This window comes from Variovorax sp. KBW07 (genome assembly GCF_003852515.1).
GTDB lineage: Bacteria > Pseudomonadota > Gammaproteobacteria > Burkholderiales > Burkholderiaceae_C > Variovorax.
In genome coordinates this window covers 1-19,050 of sequence record NZ_QAJK01000028.1, presented here as the reverse complement: position 1 = coordinate 19,050, position 19,050 = coordinate 1, and the positions used below count along the sequence as shown (strand labels likewise).

Annotated in this window: 15 protein-coding genes; 9 read left to right on the top strand and 6 right to left on the bottom strand. The window is 68.6% G+C overall.

From position 1 onward, the window contains the following. Nucleotides 1-18: 18 nt before the first annotated feature. Both DBV14_RS06240 and DBV14_RS06235 read left to right on the top strand, forming a co-directional pair. Complete coding sequence (locus tag DBV14_RS06240; protein ID WP_124458330.1) at nucleotides 19-696, top strand: heavy metal response regulator transcription factor; 678 nt, start codon at nucleotides 19-21, stop codon at nucleotides 694-696. Next, nucleotides 693-2,015 (top strand): heavy metal sensor histidine kinase, encoded by a 1,323-nt coding sequence (locus DBV14_RS06235; RefSeq protein WP_124458329.1) that lies wholly within the window; start codon nucleotides 693-695, stop codon nucleotides 2,013-2,015. Before DBV14_RS06240 ends, DBV14_RS06235 begins: the two co-directional genes overlap by 4 nt. Before the next feature lie 41 nt (nucleotides 2,016-2,056). Here DBV14_RS06235 and DBV14_RS06230 read toward each other — a convergent pair whose 3' ends face one another. Then, complete coding sequence (locus DBV14_RS06230; protein ID WP_124458328.1) at nucleotides 2,057-3,325, bottom strand: cation:proton antiporter; 1,269 nt, start codon at nucleotides 3,323-3,325, stop codon at nucleotides 2,057-2,059. A 349-nt stretch (nucleotides 3,326-3,674) separates the two neighbouring features. Here DBV14_RS06230 and cysS point away from each other — a divergent pair, with 349 nt between their 5' ends. Together cysS and DBV14_RS06220 are read left to right on the top strand one after the other, a co-directional pair. Further along, nucleotides 3,675-5,063: a cysteine--tRNA ligase gene (cysS, locus tag DBV14_RS06225; RefSeq protein ID WP_124458327.1), complete on the top strand. Its 1,389-nt coding sequence runs from the start codon at nucleotides 3,675-3,677 to the stop codon at nucleotides 5,061-5,063. 105 nt (nucleotides 5,064-5,168) lie between these two features. Continuing rightward, complete coding sequence (locus DBV14_RS06220) at nucleotides 5,169-5,372, top strand: hypothetical protein (protein WP_221621878.1); 204 nt, start codon at nucleotides 5,169-5,171, stop codon at nucleotides 5,370-5,372. Between the two features lie 5 nt (nucleotides 5,373-5,377). Here DBV14_RS06220 and DBV14_RS06215 read toward each other — a convergent pair whose 3' ends face one another. Next, nucleotides 5,378-7,765, bottom strand: a complete 2,388-nt coding sequence (locus DBV14_RS06215; RefSeq protein ID WP_124458325.1) for a cation-translocating P-type ATPase — start codon at nucleotides 7,763-7,765, stop codon at nucleotides 5,378-5,380. Nucleotides 7,766-7,836: 71 nt separating this feature from the next. Here DBV14_RS06215 and cadR point away from each other — a divergent pair, with 71 nt between their 5' ends. Continuing rightward, nucleotides 7,837-8,307: a Cd(II)/Pb(II)-responsive transcriptional regulator gene (gene cadR, locus DBV14_RS06210; RefSeq protein ID WP_124458324.1), complete on the top strand. Its 471-nt coding sequence runs from the start codon at nucleotides 7,837-7,839 to the stop codon at nucleotides 8,305-8,307. 24 nt (nucleotides 8,308-8,331) lie between these two features. Here the strand turns inward: cadR and DBV14_RS06205 are convergent, their stop codons facing one another. Then, the gene (locus DBV14_RS06205; RefSeq protein WP_124458323.1) at nucleotides 8,332-9,825 is read right to left on the bottom strand and encodes an NAD-dependent succinate-semialdehyde dehydrogenase; all 1,494 of its coding nucleotides are present in this window, start codon (nucleotides 9,823-9,825) and stop codon (nucleotides 8,332-8,334) included. Continuing rightward, nucleotides 9,822-11,090: a 4-aminobutyrate--2-oxoglutarate transaminase gene (locus DBV14_RS06200; protein ID WP_124458322.1), complete on the bottom strand. Its 1,269-nt coding sequence runs from the start codon at nucleotides 11,088-11,090 to the stop codon at nucleotides 9,822-9,824. Before DBV14_RS06200 ends, DBV14_RS06205 begins: the two co-directional genes overlap by 4 nt. 126 nt (nucleotides 11,091-11,216) lie before the next feature. Here DBV14_RS06200 and DBV14_RS06195 point away from each other — a divergent pair, with 126 nt between their 5' ends. Continuing rightward, complete coding sequence (locus tag DBV14_RS06195) at nucleotides 11,217-12,725, top strand: PLP-dependent aminotransferase family protein (protein ID WP_124458321.1); 1,509 nt, start codon at nucleotides 11,217-11,219, stop codon at nucleotides 12,723-12,725. A gap of 22 nt (nucleotides 12,726-12,747) precedes the next feature. On the opposite strand, the gene cysE is transcribed toward DBV14_RS06195, so the two are convergent. Both cysE and DBV14_RS06185 read right to left on the bottom strand, forming a co-directional pair. Further along, entirely contained in the window at nucleotides 12,748-13,524 is a 777-nt protein-coding gene (cysE, locus tag DBV14_RS06190) for a serine O-acetyltransferase (RefSeq protein ID WP_124458320.1), read from the bottom strand. A gap of 78 nt (nucleotides 13,525-13,602) precedes the next feature. After that, nucleotides 13,603-14,343, bottom strand: a complete 741-nt coding sequence (locus tag DBV14_RS06185; RefSeq protein WP_124458319.1) for an RNA methyltransferase — start codon at nucleotides 14,341-14,343, stop codon at nucleotides 13,603-13,605. Between the two features lie 140 nt (nucleotides 14,344-14,483). On the opposite strand from DBV14_RS06185, the gene DBV14_RS06180 reads away from it, so the two are divergent. From DBV14_RS06180 to DBV14_RS06170, 3 genes are read left to right on the top strand one after another with little or no spacing between them, the layout of a single operon-like run. Further along, on the top strand, nucleotides 14,484-15,560 hold the full coding sequence (locus DBV14_RS06180) for an inositol monophosphatase family protein (RefSeq protein ID WP_124458318.1): 1,077 nt from the start codon (nucleotides 14,484-14,486) through the stop codon (nucleotides 15,558-15,560). Between the two features lie 2 nt (nucleotides 15,561-15,562). Beyond that, nucleotides 15,563-17,815: an FUSC family membrane protein gene (locus DBV14_RS06175; RefSeq protein WP_124458347.1), complete on the top strand. Its 2,253-nt coding sequence runs from the start codon at nucleotides 15,563-15,565 to the stop codon at nucleotides 17,813-17,815. Beyond that, nucleotides 17,815-18,897 (top strand): mechanosensitive ion channel family protein, encoded by a 1,083-nt coding sequence (locus DBV14_RS06170; protein ID WP_124458317.1) that lies wholly within the window; start codon nucleotides 17,815-17,817, stop codon nucleotides 18,895-18,897. The genes DBV14_RS06175 and DBV14_RS06170 overlap by 1 nt, the downstream gene beginning before the upstream one ends. Nucleotides 18,898-19,050 lie beyond the last annotated feature (153 nt).

Here is a 19,050-nt window from a genome sequence, read left to right as displayed (position 1 = left end):
GTTCTGTACCATCCGACGATGCGAATTCTTGTCATCGAAGACGAGCCCAAACTGGGCGATTACCTGAAAAAAGGGCTCGAAGAGAACGGTTACGTGGTCGATATAGCCCGCGACGGCATCGAGGGAAAGTACCTCGCGACCGAAGGCGACTACGCACTCGTCCTGCTCGATGTGATGCTGCCCGGCATCGACGGCTTTGCCGTCCTGCAGGCCATACGGCGCACGAAGAACGTGCCCGTGCTGGTGCTCACCGCGCGCGACAAGGTCGAAGACCGCGTGCAGGGCCTGCAGCAAGGCGCCGACGACTACCTCGTCAAGCCCTTCTCCTTTTCCGAGCTGCTGGCCCGCGTGCAGGCGCTGCTGCGGCGCGGCAAGCCGCAGGAGTCGACCGTGCTGCGCCTGGCCGACCTGGAGCTCGACCTGGCCAGCCGCAAGTGCTTTCGCAACCGCGTGCGCCTGGAGCTCACGGCCAAGGAGTTCACGCTGCTGGTGGTGCTGCTGCGCCGGCGCGGCCAGATCCTCTCGCGCACCACGCTGGCCGAACAGGTGTGGGACATGAACTTCGACAGCGACACCAACGTGGTCGAAGTGGCCATCCGCCGCCTGCGCAGCAAGCTCGACGACCCGTTCGAGGTCAAGCTGCTGCACACCGTGCGCGGCATGGGCTACGTGCTGGAAGACCGATCCTGGGCATGAGCGCCCGGCCGCACTCGATACAAAGCCGGCTCTCGCTCTGGTTTGCCGCCCAGACCCTGTTCGGGCTGAGCGTGATCTGCCTTGCGATCTACCTCGTCACGGCCTGGAACTTCAACCTGAAGCAGGAAGACGAACTCGACCACAAGGCGGTGCTGGTGCAGCACCTGCTCGAAGAAGCCGAAAAAGGCGGCGACCTGGTGTTCCTGCGGCACAAGCTGAACGACTTCTTCTCGATGCAGGACGACGTGTCGCTGTCGATCTCGCACGCGGGCCGCGAACTCTTTCAATCGACGCCCGCGCCCGGCGGCCGATGGATGCGGCGCGACCTCGAGGTGCCCTGGCACCAGGGCGGCAACACCACGCAGCTGCAGGTGCGGATCGGCGTGAACATGGCGCAAGAGGCCCGGCTGCTCGAACGCCTGGCGTGGACGCTGCTGGGCGCGGTGGTGCTGGGCACAGCGCTGGTGTCGCTCACCGGCATGTGGCTAGTGCGGCGCGGCCTGCGCCCGCTGAAGGCACTGGCCGACCGCACCGCGGCCATGGCGCCCGACAAGGACAACCCGCCCATCGACGCGATGGCCTTCGCCGAAGAACTGCGCCCGTGGATCACGCAGTTCAATGCGCTGCTGCTGCGTGTGCAGCGGGCCTACGTGCAGCTCGAATCGTTCAATGCCGACGTGGCGCATGAGTTGCGCACGCCGCTGGCCAACCTGCTCGGCTCCACCGAACTCGCGCTCACGCGGCCACGCAGCAACGAAGAATTGCAGACGGTGCTGGCGTCGAACCTCGAAGAAGTCGGCCGGCTCTCGGGCATCGTCACCGACATGCTGTTTCTTTCGCAGGCCGAGCGCGGCGCGCCGATGCGCACGCGGGCGGCGGCCAGCCTGGCGGTGCAGGCCGGCGACGTGATCGACTTCTACGATGCCACGCTCGAAGAAGCCGGCCTGCGCGCCGAAGTATCGGGCGACGCCATGGCCGACGTCGATGCCGCGCTGATACGGCGTGCCCTGTTCAACCTGCTGGGCAACGCGATCCGCTTTGCCGCGCCGGCCTCGGTGGTCCGCATCGAGATCGCGCGGGAAGGCGACGAGGTTTCCATCGCCGTCATCAACCACGGCGAACCGATCGCCCCCGCCGCGCTGCCGCGCCTGTTCGAGCGCTTCTACCGCGCCGCGCAGGCCCGGGACGGCTCGACGCGGCACCACGGGCTGGGCCTGTCGATCGTCGAGGCCATTGCGCGCATGCATGGCGGGCGCGTGTTCGCGGCCAGCCAGGACGGCCAGACGCGCATCGGGTTCACGGTGCGGCGCGGCGGCTGAAGGCCGCAAGGCAGGAGGTCGCGAAAAAAGGGGCTGGCCCGTCAGGGCTTGGCGTGGGCGCGCGACTCACTGTCGCCGGCATCGGCAACCGGCGCCTTGCGGCCGATGAACAGGTTGATCAACGGCCCCGTCATTGCGGTGGTCGCCAGCGCCATCACCAGCAGCATCGTGAAGAGCTCCGGGCCGATCAGGCCGGCGTCCAGTCCGATCTTCATGACGATCAGCTCCATCAGGCCGCGCGCATTCATCAGCGAGCCCGTGGCCAGGCTGTCGCGCCAGCCGTAGCCGGCCATGCGGGCGCCGACCGCGCCGCCGACGATCTTGCCGACCGTGGCAACGCCCACGATCAGCAGCATCGCACCCATGCTCGCACCCACGAAGGCGTTCGACGTGGTGCCCAGCCCCGCCAGCGCAAAGAACAGCGGCATCAGCACGACGATGGAAATGGGCTCGATGCGCTCGGTCAGCGACTTCAGCAGCCGGTCGTCGCGCGGCAGGCAGGCACCGAACAGGAACGCACCGAACACCGCGTGCAGGTGCAGCCACTCGGTGACCAGCGCGCAGGCCAGCAGCCCGATCATCAGCGCGGCCATCACCGTGGTCGATGGCTCGCCATCGGGCGCCTTCACGCGCAGCAGCCAGGCAAAGGCCGGCTTCAGTCCGAAGAACAGCGCGCACAGCACCACCGCCATGCCGACCGTGGTCTTGAGCAGGCCGGTGTAGCCCTCGCCGGCACCGACCAGCGCGACCACGAAGGCCAGCAAAATCCACGCGAACACGTCGACCACCGCCGCCGCGCCCAGCGACAGCTGGCCGAAGGGCGTGCGCGTCATGCCGCGGTCCTTCAGGATGCGCGCCATCACCGGAAACGCCGTGATCGACAGCGCGGCCGCCATGAACAGCGCGAATGGCCAGAAGCTCACGCCCTTGGGCGCCAGCACCGGGTACAGCGTGGGAGAAATCGCGATGCCCAGCGCCAGCGGCACGACCACGCTCAGCACGCCCACGTAGCCGGCGGAGCGCAACTGCTCGCGCATGCTCTTGGTGGCGCGCAGCTCCAGCCCGACCACGAACATGAACAGCACCAGCCCCAGCGTCGACAGCGAAGACAGGCCCTGCAGCGACTCCTTGGAAAACAGCTGCGCGTGCAGCGACGGAAACAGCGCGCCCATGACCACCGGGCCCAGCATCAGGCCCGCCGCCATTTCACCCACCACCGAGGGCTGCCCCACATGGCGCAGGACCCAGCCGCAGACGCGCGCGGTCGTGAGGATGACGATCAGTTGAAGCAGCAGTGACGTGGCGGACATGGAACGGATCGCTTGGGCAAGGGAAAGCAGGAAAGAAAGAAGGCGTGCGGCGGCAATGTTAGTTCGGCCCGCGATAAATGCCGCGATAAATGCCGCGGTTAATGCCGCGGCAATTGCCGCGCCTTGCGTTTGACCGATCACGGGCCCGGCGCTAGCATCGTTCACATGGTCGCCCCCGTTTCTTCGATGCTCCTGCCTTCGCTGCTTGCCCGCGCATGCTGTCACGGCCGGCCTGGGGGAGCCTGCGGCTAGCGCCTGCACCGCGTTCGCATTCCCCGATGGCCACCCGTTGAAAGACCGGTGGCTTTTTCTTTGCCCTTCGTTTGTTTCTTCACCGAGGAAAGCTCGCATGCCCCTTGCCCTGTACGACACCTGGTCGCGCTCCGTGCGCCCCTTCGCTCCCTTGCAGCCCAGCCACGTGGGCCTGTACTGCTGCGGCCCCACGGTGTACGACTACGCGCACATCGGCAACCTGCGGACCTACGTGTTCGAAGACGTGCTGCGCCGCGTGCTGGAGCGCAACGGCTACGAGGTTCGGCACGTCGTCAACATCACCGATGTCGGGCACCTGGTCTCGGACGCCGACGAGGGCGAAGACAAGATGGAAAAAGGCAGCCGGCGCACCGGCCAGTCCGCCTGGGCCATCGCGGCCCACTACACAGAAGCTTTCCAGGCCGACTGGCGCGCGCTGAACCTGCTGGAGCCCACGGCCTGGCCGCGCGCCACCGACCACATTCCCGAGCAGTTGGAGTTCATTGCCGCGTTGCAGCGCAACGGCTACACCTACCAGACCTCCGACGGCCTGTATTTCGACACCACCCGGCAAGACGACTACGGACACCTGGCCCGGCTCGACCGCGCGGGCCTGCGCGCCGGAGCGCGCGTGGCGATGGGCGAGAAACGCGATGCCTGCGATTTCGCGCTCTGGAAATTCAGCCCGACCGATCCCGCCGCCTCGCAGCGGCAGATGGAATGGGACAGTCCCTGGGGCCGGGGCTTCCCCGGCTGGCACATCGAATGCTCGGCCATGTCCGCCAAGTACCTGGGCCCGTGGTTCGACATTCACTGCGGTGGCGAAGACCACGTCGGCGTGCACCACAGCAACGAGATCGCGCAAACGCAGGCATGCCACGGCACGCGGCTCGCCAACTTCTGGATGCACGGCCACTTCCTCACGCTGGACGACAGGAAAATGACCAAGGCGGACGGCGACTTCATGCGCCTGCAGACCCTCATCGACCAGGGCATCGATCCGCTGGCCTACCGCTACCTGTGCCTGACCGCGCACTACCGGAGCACGCTGCGCTTCACCGAAGAGGCCATCAGCGCGGCTCAGTCCGCGCTGGACCGCCTGCGCAAGGCCTACGCGGGCTGGCCCGATGGCGGCGCGCCGCACGAGGACTTCGTGCGCCGCTTCAACGCCGAGGTGGATCAAGACCTCAACGTGCCGCGCGCGCTGGCGCTGTTGTGGGAGCTGGTGCGAAGCGATGTACCGCCAGCGGTCCGGCGCGCCACGGTCGACCGTTTCGACACGGTGCTGGGGTTGCGGCTGGCCGATTGGCGGCCGATCGAACAGGAACTACCGGCCGACATCGCCGCCCTGCTCGCGTCACGCGAGGCAGCGCGCGCCGCGCGGGACTGGGCGGAAGCCGACCGCCTCAGGGATGCATTGCGCCATCGGGGCTGGCAGGTCGAGGACAGCGCCGACAGGCAGCGGTGGCGCCGGTGCGAGAAGTAGCTTCTGTTCGATGCACTAACCTGCGCCGTTTCCTTTTTTCATCACGTCTCACTCTCGGGGAAGAACATGCGGACTTTTGTAGAACTCGTGATCAGCTGGGCGCCCATGCTGCTGCTCATCGGCGTCTGGATCTTTTTCATGCGCCGCAGCGGCGGCCTCAAGCAAGGCCAGTACTTCGAGGAAGTGCGCAACTACCTGACAGACCACATCGCCGAGACGCGGCGCATGAACGCCAACCTCGAGCGCATCGCCGCCGTCCTTGAAGCGCGCCACACGCCCTCCGGCCCCTCAACGAGAAGCGATACGTAGCGCGTTCACTTCTCGGTGCGCATCAGCCGCAGCCCGTTCGCCACCACCAGCAGGCTCGCGCCCATGTCCGCGAACACCGCCATCCACATGGTCGCGCTGCCGAACACCGCGAGCACGAAGAACACGCCCTTGATGCCCAGCGCCAGCGTGATGTTCTGCCACAGCACCGCATGCGCGCGGCGCGACAGGCGGATGGTCTCGGGAATGCGGCGCAGGTCGTCGTTCATGATGACCACGTCGGCGGCTTCCATGGCCGTGTCGGTGCCGGCGCCGCCCATGGCAAAGCCGATGTCGGCCTGCGCCAGCGCGGGAGCGTCGTTGATGCCGTCGCCGGTCATGGCGGCCGCGCCGTAGCGCTGCTGCATGGCCTTGATGGCGTCGAGCTTTTCTTCGGGCAGCAGGTTGCCGCGCACGTCGTCGATGCCGGCGTGCGCGCCGATGGTCTTCGCGGTGGCGGCGTTATCGCCGGTGAGCATCACCGGCACGACGCCGAGCGCGCGCAATTCGGCCACCGCGGCCTGCGACGATTCCTTGATGGTGTCGGCCACCGCGAACAGCGCCAGCACGGCTTGGCCCGAGGCCAGCAGCGTGACGGTGCGGCCCGCTTCTTCATGCCGCTTGAGTTCGGCTTCGAGCGCCGGCGTGCACAGGCCGCGCTCTTCGATCAGCCGGTGGTTGCCCAGCACATAGGCCTGGCCGCCCAGCGTGGCCTGTACGCCGCGGCCGGGCAGCGCGATGAAGTCGGTCACTTCTTCCTGCCTGCCCTTCAGGCCCTCGGCGATGGCCTTCGACACCGGGTGGTCGGAACGGCCGGCAATGCTGGCGGCAATGGCGTATGCCGCGGCCTCGTTGCCTGCGGTGGTGTCGATCAGCACCGACTCGACCAGCTTGGGCTTGCCTTCGGTGATGGTGCCCGTCTTGTCGAGCGCGATCGCCTTGAGCTTGCGCGCTTCTTCCAGGTAGGTGCCGCCCTTGATGAGAATGCCGCGCCGCGCGGCGGCAGCGAGTGCACTCACCACGGTGACGGGCGTGGAAATGACCAGCGCGCAGGGGCAGGCGATGACCAGCAGCACCAGCGCCTTGTAGATGGCCTGCATCCACGTCCAGTCCATGAACAGCGGCGTGAACACGGCCACGCCCAGCGCCAGCACGAAGACCGTGGGCGTGTAGATGGCAGCGAACTTGTCGACGAAGCGCTGCGTCGGCGCGCGCGAGCCCTGGGCTTCCTCGACGGCGTGGATGATGCGCGCCAGCGTGGTGTTGGCGGCCACGGCGGTCACGCGGAATTCGAGCGCGGCGGTCTGGTTGATGGTGCCCGCGAACACCGGGTCGCCGATGGTCTTGTCGACCGGAATGCTCTCGCCGGTGACCGGTGCCTGGTCGATGGCGCTGGTGCCGCTGGTGACGATGCCATCCAGCGGCACGCGCTCGCCGGGGCGGATGCGCGCGATGGCGTTCAGCTCGACCGCATTGGCCATCACCGTCTGCCAGCTGCCGTCGGCCTGCTTCACTTCGGCCTGCTCGGGCGCGAGCGCCAGCAGGCTCTGGATGGCGTTGCGCGCGCGGTCCACGGCGCGGGCCTCGATCAGCTCGGCAATGGCATACAGCGCCATCACCATCGCGGCTTCCGGCCACTGGCCGATGATGAAGGCGCCGGTCACGGCCACGGCCATCAGCGCATTGATGTTCAGGCGCCCGCGCACCAGCGCGGCAAAGCCCTTCTTGTAGGTGTCGAGGCCGGCCAATGCGATGGCCGCGAGCGCGAGCCCCATCTCGGCCGCCATGAAGCCGACGCCGTCGAGCGCCAGGAACGAGATCGACTCGGCGGCAATGGCCAGCACCAGCGCGGCCACGAGGCGCGCAAGCCCGGTGCTCATGCCCGCGATCTGCGTGGGCGCGGCAGCGGGCTGCGTGCCGGATGCGGGGCCGCCCGCGGCGTTCAGCGGCTCGGGCTTGAAACCGGCCTTGCGGATGGCGGCCAGCGCCTCGGGCAGCACGCCGTCGTCGGTGGTGATGGCCATGGTGCGTTCGCCGAGCCGGAAGCGCAGTGCCTTGACGCCCGCGATGGGCTCCAGCGCGCGGCGGATTTCGGACTCTTCCACGGCGCAGTCCATGGTGGGAATGCGGAACAGCAAGGCGCCCTTGGGAACGTCGGCCGGCTCGGGCGCCGCGAACGGAATGGCGCCGTGGCTGCTGCCGCCGCAGCAGGCGTCGCCGCCATGCGAATGGCCGTCGGCCTTCGCGGGGGCTTGCCCTTGTGCTTGCGCATGCGCCGGGGCATGGTCATGTCCGTTGCCGTGGTCATGGCCATGGCCATGGTGGTCCTCGCCCTGCGAATGAGGGTGCGAATGCGCGTGCGGCTGGGGCCTGGTCAAAGCGTTCTGGTTCGTCATGGCATCGATTGGAAACCCTGAAGCAGGTGTAGAGTCAAACGCTGATTTCCAACTTCTTCAGTTGCCGCATCATGAAAATCGGAGAACTGGCCAAGGTCGCGAACACGCCTGTCGAAACCATCCGGTACTACGAGCGCGAGCAGTTGCTGCCCGAGCCCGCGCGCACCGACGGCAACTACCGCATCTACGACGACGAGCATGCCCAGCGCCTGGGCTTCATCCGGCGTTGCCGCTCGCTGGACATGACGCTGGACGAAATTCGCAGCCTGCTGAAATTCCGCGATGCGCCGCAAGACGATTGCGGCGAGGTCAACCAGTTGCTGGACGACCATATCGGCCACGTGGCCACGCGCATCGCCGAGCTCAGGACACTGGAGAAGCAGCTCAAGGCGTTGCGCCTGCAGTGCGGCGGACCGGAGTCGGCGCACAACTGCGGCATCCTGCAGGAGCTGGACACGGCCGCGCTGGCACCGGAAACCTTCGGCCAGCACGCGGGCCACGTGCATGGCTCGCTGCACGCGCCGGGCAAGCGCCACCCGTAGGGCGCGCTCTTCAGCCCTCTCGCTTCAGTCCTGAAGGCAGAGGTACTTGAGCTCCAGGTACTCTTCGATGCCATGGCGCGACCCCTCGCGCCCCAGCCCCGATTGCTTCACGCCGCCGAAGGGCGCGACCTCGTTGGAGATCAGGCCGGTGTTGATGCCCACCATGCCGGTTTCGAGCTGCTCGCCCACGCGCCAGATGCGGCGGCGGTCTTCGGTGAACACATAGGCCGCGAGGCCGAAGACCGTGTCGTTCGCCATGGCGATGGCTTCTTCCTCGGTCTCGAAGCGGAACAGCGGCGCCAGCGGGCCGAAGGTTTCCTCGCCGGCCACGCGCATGGCCTGCGTCACGCCGGTCAGCACCGTGGGCTCGAAGAAGGTGCCGCCCAGCGCATGCGGCTTGCCGCCGGTGCGCAGCGTCGCGCCCTGCCCCAGCGCATCGTCGATGTGCTGGCGCACCTTGGCGACCGCGCGCGCGTCGATCAACGGGCCCTGCACCACGCCGGGCTCCAGGCCGTTGCCGACGCGCATGGCCTCGACCGCCGTCACGAGGCGCGCCGCCAGCGCGTCGTAGATGCCCGACTGCACGTAGATGCGGTTGGCGCACACGCAGGTCTGGCCGGCATTTCGGAACTTGGACGCGACGATGCCTTCCACCGCACGGTCGAGGTCGGCGTCGTCGAACACGATCAGCGGCGCATTGCCGCCAAGCTCCAGCGACAGCTTCTTGATGGTCGGCGCGCACTGCTGCATCAGCAGGCGGCCGACGCCGGTGGAGCCGGTGAAGCTGAGCTTGCGCACGGTGTCGCTTTCGCACAGCGCGGCACCGATGGCGGGTGCGTCGCCGGTCACGATCTGCAGCACGCCGGGCGGCAGGCCCGCCTCTTGCGCGAGCACGCCCAGCGCGAAGGCGCTGAGCGGCGTCAGCTCGGCCGGCTTCACGACGATGGTGCAGCCGGCGGCCAGCGCGGGGCCGACCTTTCGCGTGATCATCGCGGCCGGAAAATTCCAGGGCGTGATGGCGGCGCACACGCCGATGGGCTGCCTGAGCACCACCATGCGCTGCCCCGCGCGCTGCGGCTGCAGCACCTCGCCGTCGACGCGCGTGGCTTCCTCGGAGAACCATTCGATGAACGACGCCGCATAGGCGATCTCGCCGCGCGCCTCGGCCAGCGGCTTGCCCTGCTCCATCGTCATGAGGCGTGCCAGGTCTTCCTGGTGCGCGAGCATCAGGCCGGCCCAGCGGCGCAGCACCTGCGCCCGCTCGCGGGCCGTGCGTGCGCGCCATGCGGGCAACGCGGCGGCGGCGCCGGCAATGGCGCGCTCGGTTTCGGCGCGGCCCATGCGGGGCACGTCGACGATGTGCCGGCCCGTCGCGGGGTCGTGCACGGCGAGCACCGCGCCGTCGTCGGCCGCGCGCCATTCGCCGTCGATGAGGCAGGCGCCCTTGAGCAGGTCGGCGCGGGACAGGCCGGTGCTGGAAGTGGCGGATGTGGCGGATGTGGCAGTTGCGGCGTTCATGCGGCCAGTGCTCCATCGATGATGGCCAGCGCGCGGTCGAACAGCGCATCGGGAATGGTCAGCGGGTACAGGAAGCGGATGACGTTGCCATGCATGCCGCAGCTCAGCAGCAGCAGGCCCTGTGCCAGCGCGTGGGCCTGCACGCGGCGCACGGCTTCGGCATCGGGCTCGCCGGTGGCGGCGTTGCGCAGCTCGACGGCGACCATCGAACCCTGCGCGCGCACGTCGGCGATGGCGGGGTTGCTTTCCTTCGCCTTCAGCAGCTGCCGCACCAGCCGGTCGCCGAGCGCGACAGCGCGTTCGCACAGCTTCTCGTCCTCGATCACGTCGAGCACGGCCAGCGCGGAAGCCACCGCCAGCGGATTGCCCGCGTAGGTGCCACCGAGGCCGCCGGGCGCGGGGGCGTCCATGATCTCGGCGCGGCCCGAAACGGCCGACAGCGGCATGCCGCCCGCCAGGCTCTTGGCCATGGTGATGAGGTCGGGCTCCACGCCGTGGTGCTGCATGGAAAACAGCTTGCCGGTGCGCGCAAAGCCGGTCTGCACCTCGTCGGCCACCAGCACGATGCCGTGCGCATCGCACAGCGCGCGCAGGCCCTGCATCAGCTCCGTCGGCGCGACGTTGAAGCCGCCCTCGCCCTGCACCGGCTCGATGACGATCGCGGCCACGCGCTTCGGATCGATGTCGGTCTTGAAGAGCTGCGCGATGGCCACGAGCGAATCGGCCGCGCTCACGCCCTGCGACGCCGCGGGGAACGGCACGTGGAACACGTCGGCCGGAAACGGCCCGAAGCCCAGCTTGTACGGCGCGACCTTGCCGGTCATGGCCAGCGCCATGAGCGTGCGGCCATGGAAGCCGCCGCCGAAGGTGATGACGCCGGCGCGGCCGGTGTGGGCGCGGGCGATCTTCACGGCGTTTTCGAGCGCCTCGGCACCAGTGGTGAAGAAGGCCGTCTTTACCGGGCCGGAGATCGGCACCAGCGCATTCAGGCGCTCGGCCAACGACACCACGCTTTCGTACGGAACGATCTGGTAGGCCGTGTGCGTGAACTGCTGCAGTTGCGCCGCGATGGCCGCGACCAAGCGCGGGTGGCGGTGGCCGGTGTTGAGCACCGCGATGCCGGCGGCGAAGTCGATGAACTCGCGGCCTTCCACGTCCCACAGGCTCGCGTTCTCGGCGCGCTGGGCAAAGAAGTCGCACATCACGCCCACGCCGCGGGGCGTGGCGGCAAGGCGGCGGGTATGGAGCTGGCTGTTGGTGGTCATGTGTCGGTGTGGATCCGGTGGGCGAAGACAGGGATGGAAGCGAATCGGGAGTTCTGATTGAATACGCGATTGGACCTATTAAAAAGATCCAATTCATTCAAACAACATGGGTCCAATCAGCCAACCATGAAATCCATCTGTGCGGACCTGGTGCTGCAGCGGCTGACGCCCGAAGCCGGCGCGGCGCTCAACCGGCAGCTCTACGACTGCCTGCGCGGCGCCATCCTCGACGGCAGCCTGCCGCCCTCGAGCGCGCTGCCCGCGTCACGCGACCTGGCGCGCGAGACCGGCATGTCGCGCAACACCGTGCTGCACGCCTACGCCCAGCTGCAGGCCGAGGGCTACGTGCACTCGCGCGTGGGCAGCGGCACCTTCGTGGCCGAGACCACGCCCGAAAGCCAGCTCAGCGCCGAGCGGGGCCGCCCGCGCACGGCGGACACGGGCGCGCCCGGCGCGGTGCGGCTGGCCAAACGCGCGCAGGCGCTGGTGGCCGATGCCTCGGCCGCGCCGCAGCAATGGGGCGCCTTCATGCCCGGCGTGCCGGACGTGACACAGTTTCCGCACCGCACCTTCGGCCGCATCCTCTCGCGGCTGTGGCGCGCACCGACGCCCGAGCTGCTGACCTACTCGCACGGCGGCGGCCACCCCGCGCTGCGCGCCGCCATCGCCGAGCACCTGCGCGTGGCCCGCGCGGTGCGCTGCGACGCCGACCAGGTGCTGGTGACCGAAGGCGTGCACCAGGCCATCGACCTGTCGCTGCGCATGCTGGTCGACCCGCAAGACACTGTGTGGGTCGAGGAGCCGGGCTACTGGGGCTTTCACAAGGTGCTGCAGATGAGCGCGGCGCGCGTGCTGCCGCTGCGGGTGGGGCCCTCCTCTTCCTCTTCCTCCGATGGCCAGGCCGAAGGACCGGGCAGCGGCTGGCCGCGCAGCAGCACGCCGCCGCGCCTGATCTTCGTGACGCCTTCGCACCAGTACCCGCTGGGCTCGGTCATGAGCCTGGCGCGGCGGCGCGAACTGCTGGACCTTGCCCGCGCCTCGGGCGGCTGGATCGTGGAAGACGACTACGACAGCGAGTTCCGCTTTGCCGGCCGCCCCATTCCCGCCATGCAGGGGCTGGAGGCGGACAGCCCGGTGATCTACATCGGCACCTTCAGCAAGACGTTGTTCCCCGGGTTGCGGGTGGGCTACATGGTGCTGCCGCGCGCACTGGCCGGGCACTTTCGCACCGCGCATGCGGACCTGTACCGCGAGGGGCACGCCATCACGCAGCTGGCGTTGGCGGAGCTGATCGAACAGGGCCACTACGCGGCGCACATCCGTCGCATGCGGGTGCTGTACGCGCGGCGGCGGACTCTGCTGGCGGGGCTCATCACCGAGCACCTCGGCCCCGGCTACCTGCATCCGCAGGCCAGCAACGCCGGGCTGCACCTGGTGCTGCGCCTGCCGGAAGGCAGCGACGACGTGGCCATCGCCAAGGCCGCACAGGCGCGCGGCGTGCTCACGCGGCCGCTGTCGCGCTACTACCGGCGCGGGGGTGCGCAGCGTGGGTTGCTGCTGGGGTTCGCCTGCGTGGAAGAGGCGCAGATCGAGCCGGCGTTTCGCGTGCTGCTGGCGTGCATTCGCGGGCAGTGACGAGCGGCTGGCGCGCCGCCGCCTACTTGCCGCTGCCGACCAGCTGCGTGAGCTTCTCGGCCTCGAAGCACTCGTCGCGCGCCGCATCGGCGGGCACGCAGTCCTTGGTGCCCGGTTGCGCCGACAGCTTCTCGATGGCCTGCCACAGCAGCGCGATCTGGTGCTCCTGGCTCGATGCGTTGTCGATCAGCCCGCGCATCGCCTGGCTCAGCGGGTCGTCTTCCTGCGTGATGCCGTAGGCGGAAAACTTCTGCGGCGCGGCCACGTCGGCGCTTTCGTCCGTCTTCGACGGGATGATGCGCGCCGGAATGCCCACCGCCGTCGCGCCCGCCGGCACCGGCTTGATGACCACGGCGTTGCTGCCGATCTTGGCGCCGTCGCCCACCACGAAACCGCCCAGCACCTTGGCCCCCGCGCTCACCACCACGTTGCGGCCCAGCGTCGGGTGCCGCTTGGCGCCCTTGTAGAGCGAGGTACCGCCCAGCGTCACGCCCTGGTAGATGGTGCAGCCATCGCCGATTTCCGCGGTTTCGCCGACCACCACGCCCATGGCGTGATCGAAGAACACCTGCTGGCCGATCTTGGCCGCCGGGTGGATCTCGATGCCCGTCATCCAGCGCGCCCAGTGCGCGATGAAGCGGGCCGGCCACTTGAAACCGTGCGTCCAACAGGCATGCGCCCAGCGGTGCAGCACCACGGCATGGAAGCCGGGGTAGACCGTGATCACTTCCCAGGCGCTGCGGGCGGCGGGATCGCGTTCGAGGATGCACCGGATGTCGGCGCGCAGGCGAGAGAACATCGCTGCCTTTTTTGTCGTTATATCGATATGGGGCGGGCAGTCTAAGGCCCGCTGTCATCGCGTACGGACGATGGGGTTTTACGAATCCCGGGGCGTGCGGGGCGGCCGGGTGGCGTCGGTCATGGCCTTGGCGATGCCGCGCAGGATATGGATTTCTTCCGGCGTGGGCTGGGCGCGGTTGAAAAGCTGCTGCAGCCGGGGCATCAGCTTCTTGGGCGCCGCCGGGTCGAGAAAACCGATGTCCACCAGCGAACGCTCCCAGTGGTCGAGCATGCCGGCCACGGCCTGGGCATCGGCCGCCTGCACCGCGGCAACGGCCTCGCGCACCCCGTAGCCGCCCAGCGCCAGCCGCCATTCGTAGGCCACCACCTGGATGGCCGCGCCCAGGTTCAGCGAGCCGAATTTCGGGTCGGTGGGAATGGTCAGCGCCACGTTGCAGCGGTAGACGTCTTCGTTTCGCATACCGAAACGCTCGGAGCCGAACAGGAAGGCGACGTGCTGGTCGCCCTGCTTTGCCAGGGGTTCGAGGTGCTCGCGGGGCGTACGGGTCGGCGGGCCGAAGTCGCGCGGAATCATCGCGGTGGCGCAAAGATGGGTCACGCCGTCGAGCGCTTCGTCGAGCGTTTCGACGATGCGGGCGTTGGTCAGCACGTCGAGGGCACCGCTCGCGCGCTGGATGGTTTCCTCGCGCCGCAGCACGTTGGCCCAGCGGGGCGTGACCAGCACGAGGTCGTCGAAACCCATGGTTTTCATGGCGCGGGCGGCGGCGCCCACATTGCCGGCGTGGCTGGTCTGGATCAGGATGAATCGGGTGCGCATGGCGGGGTGGGGAGACACAAACGGGCGGAGCCGGTAAAATGCCCGATTCTCGCCGCCCGCATCGCCGGGCCGCAGGGTCACCAAGATCGCAAGTATCGAATTCTCGGGGACCACTCCCACCGTTCTTCTCACAATCCAGAATGTCGTCCCCCAACCTGCATCCCATGCTCAACGTGGCCGTCAAGGCCGCACGCGCCGCCGGCGCCATCATCAATCGCGCCGCCCTCGACGTCGAGGCCGTGCGCATCTCGCAAAAGCAGGTCAACGACTTCGTTACCGAAGTCGATCACGCCAGCGAGAAGGTCATCATCGAAACGCTGCTTGGCGCATACCCGGGGCACGGCATCCTGGCCGAAGAATCGGGCACCGAATACGGCGCCAGGGACTCTGAATTCGTCTGGATCATCGATCCGCTCGACGGCACCACCAATTTCATCCACGGCTTCCCGGTCTATTGCGTGTCGATCGCGCTGTCGGTGCGCGGCAAGATCGAGCAGGCGGTCATCTACGACCCGAGCCGCAACGACCTGTTCACCGCCACCAAGGGCCGCGGCGCCTACATGAACGAGCGCCGCATCCGCGTGTCCAAGCGCATCAAGCTCAGCGAGTGCCTCATTTCCACGGGCTTCCCGTTCCGCACCGGCGACAACTTCAAGCAGTACCTGGCCATCATGTCGGACATGATGCCCCGCATGGCCGGCCTGCGCCGCCCCGGCGCCGCTGCCCTCGACCTGGCCTACGTGGCCGCCGGCTTCACCGACGGCTTCTTCGAAACCGGCCTGAACCCCTGGGACGTGGCCGCCGGCTCGCTGCTGGTCACCGAGGCCGGTGGCCTGATCGGCAACTTCACCGGCGAGCCCGACTTCCTCGAGCAGCGCGAATGCCTGGCCGCCGCCCCGCGCGTCTACGGCCAGTTGGTGCCGCTGCTCGCCAAGTACTCGAAGTTCGCGAATGTGGACGACAAGCTGCGCGCCAGCGACCGCGTGCGCGCCGTGTCGGCCTCGACCAAGTCGAACCCCGACGACGCTTCGGTCGACCTGTACGCCCGCAGCACCGTGGTCGATTTCGCGGACGAAACCACCGAAGGCGAAAAGCCCGCGGTGGCGGCGGCACCCGCTGCCCCGCGCAAGCTCACGCGCATCCGCCGCGATGCGCCTAGCGCAACTGGCGCACCTGGCACGGCCGGCCCCGCAGAGGGCGACGCTTCCGCCAAGTGATGGTGCTGGGCCCCCGCGCCGCCGCCAGGGTTCGCGCGGCTCTGCGCATTGCGCTGAGCCACTACGTCGCGAGCGGGCTCACCGTCGCGCTGGGGCTCCTGTTCATCTCGGGCGGGGTCCACCTCTGGCTGGGCACCCTGGCCGCCTCCGCCGCGGCCACCGGCGTGATCGTCACCGCGCCGCCCGACCTGCCCGGCCCGCGCCGCGGCAAGTTCTTGCAGATGCTGCCGGCGCCGCTCATCGGCCTGCCGCTCTTCTTTGCCGTGCAGATGCTGCACAGCGCCCCCATCCGCCTGGGCCTGCTGCTGGTGCCCGCCACCTTCATCGCCTTCATCGGCATGGCCTGGGGCAAGCGCGGCATTCCGATCGCCATCGCGGTGATGTTCTCGATGGTCTTCTCGATGGCCACGCAGGCGCCGCGCGACATGGCCGACGCCATCGAGCGCACCTGGCATTTCGGCCTGGGCGCCGGCCTCTACGTGATCTGGGCCACGCTCGCCAACCTGGTGCTGAACGGGCGCTTTCGCACCCAGTCGGTGGCCGACGTCCTGTATTCGCTGGCCGCGCTGATGCGCACCGAGGCCAGCCAGTTCCTGCCGCAGGACGAAACCCGCGACGTGCGCGACACGCCCGCCCCGGTGCTGGGCCAACTGCTGCGCGAGCAGGCCGCGCTGGCCGACCAGCTGCAGGCCACGCGCGACATCGTGCTCGAATCGCCGCGCACACCGCGCCGCCAGCGGCTGGCCGCCATGCTGGTGATCGTGCTCGAAATGCGCGACCAGCTGCTCGCCAGCGAGCTCGACCTCGACACGCTGCGCATGCACCCTTCGCACGCCGAAGCGCTGATCGAAATGCGCTGCGTGCTCGAAGAACTGGCCGACGAAACCATCGCGCTGGCCGACGCGCTGCTCATGCGCCGCACGCCCACCATCGTGCCCGACCGGCGCCCGCGCCTGGCCGCCATTCATGTGTCGTCCGACGACAGCGCGAACAGCCCCGGCGGTGGCGGCGGCCACATCGGCCCGACCGCCGCCATGCTGGCGCGCGGGCTGGCCAGCCGCATCGGCCACATCAACGACGAGGTGCTGCGCCTGTCGGCCATGGCGCGCGGCGACGCCGAGCCCAACCTGGCCGTGGTGCGCGCCAACTGGCAGCTCTTCGTGAGCCCGACCGACTGGTCGTGGCGCCCCTTCCTCACACTGTGGCGCTGGGACGCACCACCGCTGCGCCACGCCATTCGCGCGGCGCTGGCCATCGCGGCAGGCTATGCCATTGCGGTGTCGATGCCCTGGGGCTCGCACGACTACTGGATCCTGCTGACCATCGTGGTGGTGCTGCGCGGCAGCCTGTCGCAGACGCTGGAGCGGCGCAACGCCCGCGTGGCAGGCACGCTGCTGGGCTGCGTGCTCGCGGTGGGGCTGCTGTCGGCCCATCCGTCGGCGCTGATGCTGCTGCTGGTCGTTACCGTCACGCAGGCCATTGCGCACAGCTTCGCGGTGCGGCGCTACCTCATCACCGCCGTGGCCGCCACCGTGCTCGGCCTGGTGCAGGCCCACATGCTGAACGTGGGCGTGGCGCCCATCTTCGCGCTGTTCGAGCGCATTGCCGACACGCTCATCGGTGCCGCGCTGGCCTGGGGCTTCTGCTACGTGCTGCCTTCGTGGGAGCGCACGCAGATTCCGGCGCTGGTGGCGCGCGTGCTCACCGCCCAGGCTCGCCACGCGCGGCTGGCGCTCGGCCTGGGCCAGCTGCAGGCCATCGACAGCAGCCCCGAGCTCGAATGGCGCCTTGCGCGCCGCGAGGCCTACGACAGCCTCTCGGCACTGGTGCAGGCCACGCAGCGTTCGCTGTCCGAACCGCGCGCGGTGCAACCGCCGCTGGAGCCGCTCGAACACCTGCAGGCCCACAGCTACCAGCTGCTCGCGCAGCTCAGTGCCGTGAAATCGATGCTGGTGCTGCGGCGCGACCGCCTCACGCCCGGCGAGGTCGAGGGCCCGATCAGCCGCACCGCGCAACGAATCGAAGCCGCCATCGGAACTATGCCGACCACCGGCCCCTCTCACCCCGAGAGCACCGGTTCCACCGCCGTCGGCGGCCCGATCCCCCTGCCCGACCCGTTCGACAACGACATCAGCCCCTGGCTGCTGCGCCGGCTTGACCTGGCGACGGCCCTTGCCACGCAGCTGCGCGACGACGCAGCGCGCATTCTTCAACCTCTGAACGAGACAACACCGCCCGCGACCCCCGCCATTTGATGACCAAAGAGATACTCGCCCACCCCTGGTTCGGCACCTGGATTGCCGCCCTGATCGCAGTTCCCCTGGCCCTTCTGGCCCACCGCATCGGCGGCCTTGTGTTGAGGCGGGTCACCCGCCCCGCGCCGGCAATCCATGCGATGGTGGTCAACTGCAACGCGGCGGCGCGGCTGGTTCTCCCGTTGGTCGCGCTGCTGCTGGTGTGGCAGGCGGCCCCCGACGACCTGCGCTTCATCAACGGCGTGCGCCACATCAACGGCCTGCTGCTCATCGGCGCCACCACCTGGCTCGCCGTGAAGGCCATCAGTGGCTTCGCCGACGGCGTGCTGGCGCAGCACCCGTCGGACGTGGCCGACAACCTGCAGGCCCGCCGCGTGCTCACCCAAACCCGCGTGCTGGCGCGCACCGCCATGACGGTGGTGCTGGTGGCCGGCGGCGCGATGATGCTCATGACTTTCCCGGGCGCGCGCCAGGTCGGCGCCAGCCTGTTGGCATCGGCCGGTGTCATCGGCATCGTGGCCGGCCTTGCAGCCAAGCCGGTGTTCAGCAACCTGATCGCGGGCCTTCAGATCGCATTGGCGCAGCCGATCCGCATCGACGACGTGCTGGTGGTCGAGGGCGAGTGGGGCCGCGTGGAAGAGATCACCGGCACGTTCGTGGTGATAAAAATCTGGGACGAGCGCCGCCTGATCCTGCCGCTGACGTACTTCATCGAGAAGCCGTTCCAGAACTGGACGCGCCACTCGGCCCAACTGTTGGGGGCCGTCTTCATCTACGCCGACTACGGCATGCCGCTGGCGCCGCTGCGCGAAGAGGTGGAACGCATCGTGAAGGCCGCACCCGAATGGGACGGACGCTTCTTCAACCTGCGCGTGACCGACGCAACGGAGCGAACGATGCAGGTTCGCGTGCTCTGTACGGCCGCCACATCGGGGCTGGCGTTCGACCTGCGCTGTACCGTACGTGAAGGGCTGATCGACTTCATGCAGCGCGAGTATCCGCAGTTCCTGCCGAAGATGCGGATCGAAAGCGGAGACAACATGCACGAACGTCGGCAGGAGCCGCCGCAGCCGGTTCTGTAGCTGCTGCTGCTCGGGTCATTCAGGGCGACGCCCACGCCGACGGTGTGCTCTGCTCCGCGAATGTCCCCCGCTTCGCTCCTCCTTTATTTCGCTGCGCAGAGCACACCATCCGCGTGAGCGTCATCAGAGTGGTCGTTGATCAGCGGTACACCA